Below are 6,123 nucleotides of genomic sequence, written 5' to 3'. Positions count from 1 at the left end.
TCTTAAATGRTTACGGTTTTGATCTAATAATTGATATAATTCCTCTTTATGATGTTTTTCTAATAGTTGTARTTCGATTTCGTCATCTACTCGGAGTGTGAACATGTTTTTTWRYCCCYTTTTAWTTTTCYTATTATTCTAACACTTATAGGTGGAAAAAAGTTAAACATTCGCACTTTTTCGGTTTTATATAAGAACAATCACTATATATGATTGATATCTAGATATGAATCATATATAGTTAAAGTATGGAAAAAAATGATAATTTTATAATTCAATTACGTAAAGGCGTTTTTGATCTCGCTATTTTGTCTTTAATAAGCAAACAACCTATGTATGGATACGAAATTACAAGTGCCTTACAAGATATCCCTGTGTTTCATATCCCGAACGGTTCGATTTACCCTATATTAAATCGAATCACGAAAAACAATTGGGCTGTTTCCTATTGGGAAGAGTCCAGTGATGGGCCAAAAAGAAAATACTATCGCATTACAGACGAAGGGAGAGAAATTTTAAATAGTCGCTTACATGATTATGATGCAGTATATCAAGCTCTAATATTACTAGCTAAAGGAGAGGATAAAAAATGAACAAGGAACAATTCTTTTCAAATGAACTCATTGTTTCTTTCTTACACGATCTTCATAAAGGTTTAATGAACTTACCTACGTCAGCAAGAGAACAACATGTGCTAGAAATCAAATCCGATTTATATGAAAATGCATTAAGTAAAGAAAGTGAAGGGGTACCACCGGCAACCATCCCTTCACAGGTGATTGAAGAATTTCTTCCTCCAAAAGAATTAGCAAAGGAAATTGCAGTAGAATATACAGATGTTATTCGAAATGCACAGCAATCTACAAATACATTTATTAAATATTATTCCGGCCTATCTATCGGTCCACTCGGCGCTTTATCAGTGCCTATTGTACTCGGTTTTATAAATTTTTCTGCTAATTTACCATTTTTACTAGCCTTTATTGCAAGCAACATTTGGTTTATCTTTAGAGAAAACCATTGGAATATAGATTTATTAAAATACTTTAAAACAATTATCTTCATCAGTTCAAGACTGCTAATTGCTCTCCCATTCAGCTTTTTCGCTATTCGAATTATGATAACAAAACAATTCGATATGTTTTCATTCTATTATTTAATTGGATATGTACTTTTTAGTTCGCTATATATCGTCTTATTAAAACAACTCTACAAAAAGAATAAACAATACCAACATATCAACGCTTTTTAAAATATATCGAACACAACAAAAAAGACGCACAGCCAAGCTATGCGTCTTTTCTATTACTTCTCTGCAACTTGAACTTCTTTTACGTAAGCTGCTTCGAATTTTTGGATGTCACCTGCGCCCATGAAAATAAGAACGCCGTTTTTATGTTTCTTTAACACATCCGTTGTTGTATCTGTAATTAGTTCTGCGCCATCAATACGTTTTTGCAGATCTTCAATTGTTAATTCACCTTTGTTTTCACGTGCTGATCCGAAAATATCACATAAGTATACTTGGTCAGCTTTACTTAAGCTTTCCGCGAACTCATCTAAAAATTTCTCTGTACGTGAGAATGTATGTGGTTGGAATACAGCGACAACTTCACGCTCTGGATGTTTTTGACGAGCTGCTTCAATCGTTGCATTAATTTCTGTCGGATGGTGTGCATAGTCATCAATGATAACTTGTTCTCCCATTGGCTTTTCATTAAAGCGACGTTTTRCGCCTTCAAAAGTTGTTAGCTGATGCTTAACTGCTTCTACATCAACGTTTTCATAATGGCAAAGCGCGATTACTGCTAATGCATTTAATACGCTGTGATCGCCGTATCCTGTAATTTTGAACGTGTCATAATACGTATTACGAACGAATACATCGAATATAGTACCATCAGTTCTCTTTTGAATGTTACGTGCTTGGAAATCATTATCTTCTCCAAATCCATAGAAAATAACAGGTACTTTCGCTTGAACTTTTTGAAGTTCTTCATCATCACCACATGCAATAATACCTTTTTTCACTTGCAATGCCATCTCTTGGAATGCATTAAATACATCATTGATGTCTGCAAAATAATCTGGGTGATCGAAATCGATATTTGTCATGATTGCATAGTCTGGATAGTAAGACAAGAAATGACGACGATACTCACAAGCTTCAAATACAAAATACTTACTATTTTCTACCCCATGCCCCGTTCCATCTCCAATAAGATATGATGTTGGGTGTGCACCTTGCATTACATGGGCTAACAAACCAGTTGTTGATGTTTTTCCATGTGCACCAGTTACAGCAACACTTGTGTACTGATTCATAAGATCACCTAAGAAGTGATGGTAACGATGTACTGGGATATTTAATTCTTTTGCTGCTACGATTTCTTCATGCGTATCAGGAAATGCATTTCCTGCGATAATCACTTGTCCTTCTTTAATATTATTCTTATCAAAAGGAAGGATGGAAATACCACGCTTTTCCAATGCTGTTTGTGTAAAGAAACGCTTTTCATAATCAGACCCTTGAACAGTATGCTTCATGTCATGAAGAATTTGTGCTAATGAACTCATTCCTGTTCCTTTAATTCCTACAAAATGGTAAACTGTCATCTTAAAGAACCTCCAACATTTCGAACTAATACAACGGCCTATCTATAAGACAGTATATGAATCTTTTCTTATTTTGGTAATCATCATACATTACTGATGCAGTGAATTTCTTTTTATATTCACTTATCAGTGATAAACTCGTACGTACTTCTTTTATGTCCATAACACATTTATTATAGCAAAAAACAAGCCGCTATACTATGATAACAGAAAAACTGATAGGGTCAATCACCTATCAGTTTTTCTCGCTTTTACATATCTTCTTTTGTTTCTAATTGAACACGCTCTAGACGTGAATTTGGACGGTATTTACGACCAGCTTTTGCTTCTGGTTTTCCATTTAATTCTACGTTATCACCAGTAAAACCAATATTCATTTTTAATAAGCTACTTCCTACTCCGTATATATCGACAGGAACATTTTGAGCTTCAAATTCACGAATACGCTTCTCATCAAACCCACCAGTTACAACGATATCTACATGTTGGAACCCTTCCTCATCAAGAGCCTTACGAAGTGCAAATACAAGTGATGGATTTACACCACGTGGATCGAATGTTCCAAGTACTTCTGGGTGACGAATGAAGTATTGATCAATCATTGTGCGAGACGTATCGACACGTACACCTTTTAATGTTGATCCAAATTCACGCGCTACGCGAAGTGCATCTGTAATGACATCATTGTTATAATCAATTAGTACGACTAATTCATCTTCTGGGAATTTTTTATGATATGCCTTTGCAGCTTCAACAACATCACCATTAAACATTTGAATTAAAGCGTGAGGCATCGTCCCCATACCACTTCTGCCCCACCATTCATTCATTGCATGCGTCGCTTGCGCGCTCATACCTCCGATGTATGCCGCATAGCCGTCACCAGCTTGTTGCGTATAATGATCGTCACGATCTCCCATGAAAATAACCGGTTTTTCTTTATCTACACTACGTGCAGCTTGGACAACATTATATACGTTTGTCGCAACTGATGTACGACGAGCTAAAATCCCATCAATTACACCTTCTAAAAAGCCGAAGTATTCATAAGGACCATGAATTGTTAAAACTGTTTCAAACGGACTAATATTATCGCCATCCTTTAAAGAATGAATTTCTAATTCCTCAGGATTTTTGGCAAATGTTTGTAGCAATGCGATTACCTCATCTGCTCCGCAAAGAACTGCATGTTCTTTTTGAAAAAACTGCATTGTTACAACACTTTTCGGGCGAAATTCTTCAATGATTTCTCTAGTTTTTAAAAAGTAAACGGCAGAGAACCAGCCTTCTCCAACACGTTCATCAAATTTAAATGTTTTATTTGTTAGTCGATTTATTTCACCTTTTAATTTTAATTCAATTTCTTTCATGTCGCTTTACTCCCTACTTTACTATCCAACATTTTCTATTAGTATACAGCAAAACCGTTTCCTATACATTTGTTTCCTGCATAGCAGCGAATTCATCCTCAGAAATAAGGACATCTCTCGGTTTCGTTCCTCTTCCTTCAGAAATAATCCCTTGCGACTCCATCTCTTCAATTAGACGTGCCGCGCGATTATAACCTATGCGGAATTTTCTCTGTACAGAAGATGTGGACGCTCCCCCTTGCTCTACAACAAATTGACATGCATCAAAAAATAGTTCATCTTCAGACTCACTCTGCTCTGATTTTGCTAATAAATCCTCTTGCTTAAATAAGTAGTTTGGCTTCATTTGCTTTTTCACATGATCAACTGTTCTTTCAATCTCATCATCTGATACGTATACACCTTGTACACGAACTGGTTTAGATGTGCCGTTTCCTAAAAATAGCATATCACCACGACCAAGTAACTTCTCCGCGCCCCCAATATCGATAATCGTACGCGAATCAACTTGAGATGATACTGTAAACGCAATACGCGTTGGAATGTTTGATTTAATTAAACCTGTAATAACGTCTACAGATGGACGCTGCGTCGCAACTAATAAGTGAATACCACAAGCACGCGCTTTTTGTGCAATACGACAAATCGCTTCCTCCACATCACCAGGAGCAACCATCATTAAGTCCGCTAACTCGTCAATGACAATTACAATATAAGGTAATGTCTCACCTGGGATTTCTCTACCACTTACAATCGTATTGTAACGAGTTAAATCACGAGCACCAGCATGAGCAAACAATTCATAACGACGCTCCATCTCTTCAACCGCCCACTTTAACGCAGCTGTAGCTGCTTTTACGTCAGTAATAACAGGTGCTACAAGATGTGGACAATTCCAATTGCACTCTTCCCTGGAATTGGCGCTTCAATTCGAATATCTTTCGCAGCTAAACTTAACTTAATATCATCACTTAAATTTGTAATTTTATTTACTTTCACACCTGGGTCTGGTTGTACTTCAAAACGAGTTACCGCCGGCCCTTGTGACACATTAATAACATGTGCTCCAACATGGAAATTATTAAATGTCGTATTTAATAATTCTTCCTGTTCTTCTAGCCACTCCGTATTATCTAATGCTGCCTGCTGTGGAATTGACAACAACGTTAATGGCGGAAGTTCATACTTCGGTGGCGCTTGTAGTACGTTGCGCATATCATTCTCTTTTTGATTTACAACATATGCCTTCTCTTGTACTTCCGTACTTGAAATTGACTCTTGTACTTGTCCAGCCACCACTACTTGTTGCATCGGTTTTTCTTCCACTTGAGCTTCCACTACTACTTGCTGCATCGGTTTTTCTTCCACTTGAGCTTCTACTACCACTTGCTGCATTGGTTTTTCTTCCACTTGGGCTTCTACTACCACTTGCTGCATTGGTTTTTCTTCCACTTGCGGGTTTACTACCACTTGCTGCACTGGCTTTTCTTCCACTCGTTCACTGACAGTTGATTGCATTACGTTCGTTCTTGCCGCATGTCTTTCCATTAATTTCTTTCTATCCTGCTTTAACATGACAACATTAAATGGGACATGACGTTTTTTCTCACGTTTCGGTTCTTCTATTTGTAAAGCAGGCTGTTCTTCAGCAACTTGCTTCTTTTCTTCCGCTTCTTCAATTAAAACCTTCGCAAAGTTTTGAACATCTTTCTTTGTTTGCTCATCCGTTTCTGAAACTGGTACGAATACTTCACTTTCTTCCTTGAACGTAATTGTTTCTTGTTGAGAAATCACTGGTTGCTCTGCAACTGGTGTATTTTCCACTAAATCTGTATTCATCGTTTCTTCAATTACTGTTTCTTGAGAAATTGGTTCTTCTTCCTTAGTACCCTCTAACTCCGCAACTTCTTCTGTCGCTTCCTCAGGTTTCTCTAATTCCACAACTTCTTTTGTCGCTTCCTTAGCTTCTTCTAATTCTGCAACTTCTTCTGTCGCTTCCTCAGCTTCCTCTAATTCTACAACTTCTTCTATTGCTTCCTCAGTTTCTTCTAATTCCACAACTTCTTCTGTCGCTTCCTCAGGTTTCTCTAATTCCACAACTTCTTCTGCTGCTTCCTCAGATTTCTCTAATTCCACA

The 6,123-nt window shown here is 37.0% G+C and carries 4 protein-coding genes and 2 pseudogenes; 2 read left to right on the top strand and 4 right to left on the bottom strand.

What is annotated here, in order from left to right; all coding sequences use genetic code 11:
• Positions 1 to 105 (bottom strand): annotated as a pseudogene (locus AC1DJR_RS16725) (GNAT family N-acetyltransferase); the annotation flags it as partial.
• Positions 106 to 248: 143 nt separating this feature from the next.
• Between AC1DJR_RS16725 and AC1DJR_RS16720 the strand changes: the two are divergent.
• Both AC1DJR_RS16720 and AC1DJR_RS16715 read left to right on the top strand, forming a co-directional pair.
• Positions 249 to 593 carry a PadR family transcriptional regulator gene (locus AC1DJR_RS16720; RefSeq protein ID WP_429688013.1) on the top strand — a complete coding sequence of 115 codons (345 nt, stop codon included), beginning with the start codon at positions 249 to 251 and terminating at the stop codon, positions 591 to 593.
• Complete coding sequence (locus AC1DJR_RS16715; RefSeq protein WP_429688012.1) at positions 590 to 1,252, top strand: HAAS signaling domain-containing protein; 663 nt, start codon at positions 590 to 592, stop codon at positions 1,250 to 1,252. Before AC1DJR_RS16720 ends, AC1DJR_RS16715 begins: the two co-directional genes overlap by 4 nt.
• 53 nt (positions 1,253 to 1,305) lie before the next feature.
• Here AC1DJR_RS16715 and murC read toward each other — a convergent pair whose 3' ends face one another.
• From murC to AC1DJR_RS16700, 3 genes and pseudogenes are all read right to left on the bottom strand, one after another.
• On the bottom strand, positions 1,306 to 2,616 hold the full coding sequence (murC, locus tag AC1DJR_RS16710) for a UDP-N-acetylmuramate--L-alanine ligase (protein WP_477003060.1): 1,311 nt from the start codon (positions 2,614 to 2,616) through the stop codon (positions 1,306 to 1,308).
• Positions 2,617 to 2,867: 251 nt separating this feature from the next.
• Positions 2,868 to 3,986, bottom strand: coding sequence for a nicotinate phosphoribosyltransferase (locus AC1DJR_RS16705; protein WP_002015597.1), 1,119 nt, complete (start codon positions 3,984 to 3,986; stop codon positions 2,868 to 2,870).
• A 61-nt stretch (positions 3,987 to 4,047) separates the two neighbouring features.
• Positions 4,048 to 6,116: pseudogene (locus AC1DJR_RS16700) on the bottom strand (DNA translocase FtsK); the annotation flags it as partial.
• Between the last annotated feature and the right edge of the window lie 7 nt (positions 6,117 to 6,123).

The organism is Bacillus sp. 05T31 (genome assembly GCF_056396725.1).
This window is presented reverse-complemented; position numbering and strand designations above follow the sequence as displayed.

Bases quoted from the DNA above. Each gene is read 5' to 3' on its own strand.
- AC1DJR_RS16715 (WP_429688012.1), top strand. From the start codon at position 590: ATGAACAAGGAACAATTCTTTTCAAATGAACTCATTGTTTCTTTCTTA.
- AC1DJR_RS16705 (WP_002015597.1), bottom strand. From the start codon at position 3,986: ATGAAAGAAATTGAATTAAAATTAAAAGGTGAAATAAATCGACTAACA.
- AC1DJR_RS16720 (WP_429688013.1), top strand. From the start codon at position 249: ATGGAAAAAAATGATAATTTTATAATTCAATTACGTAAAGGCGTTTTT.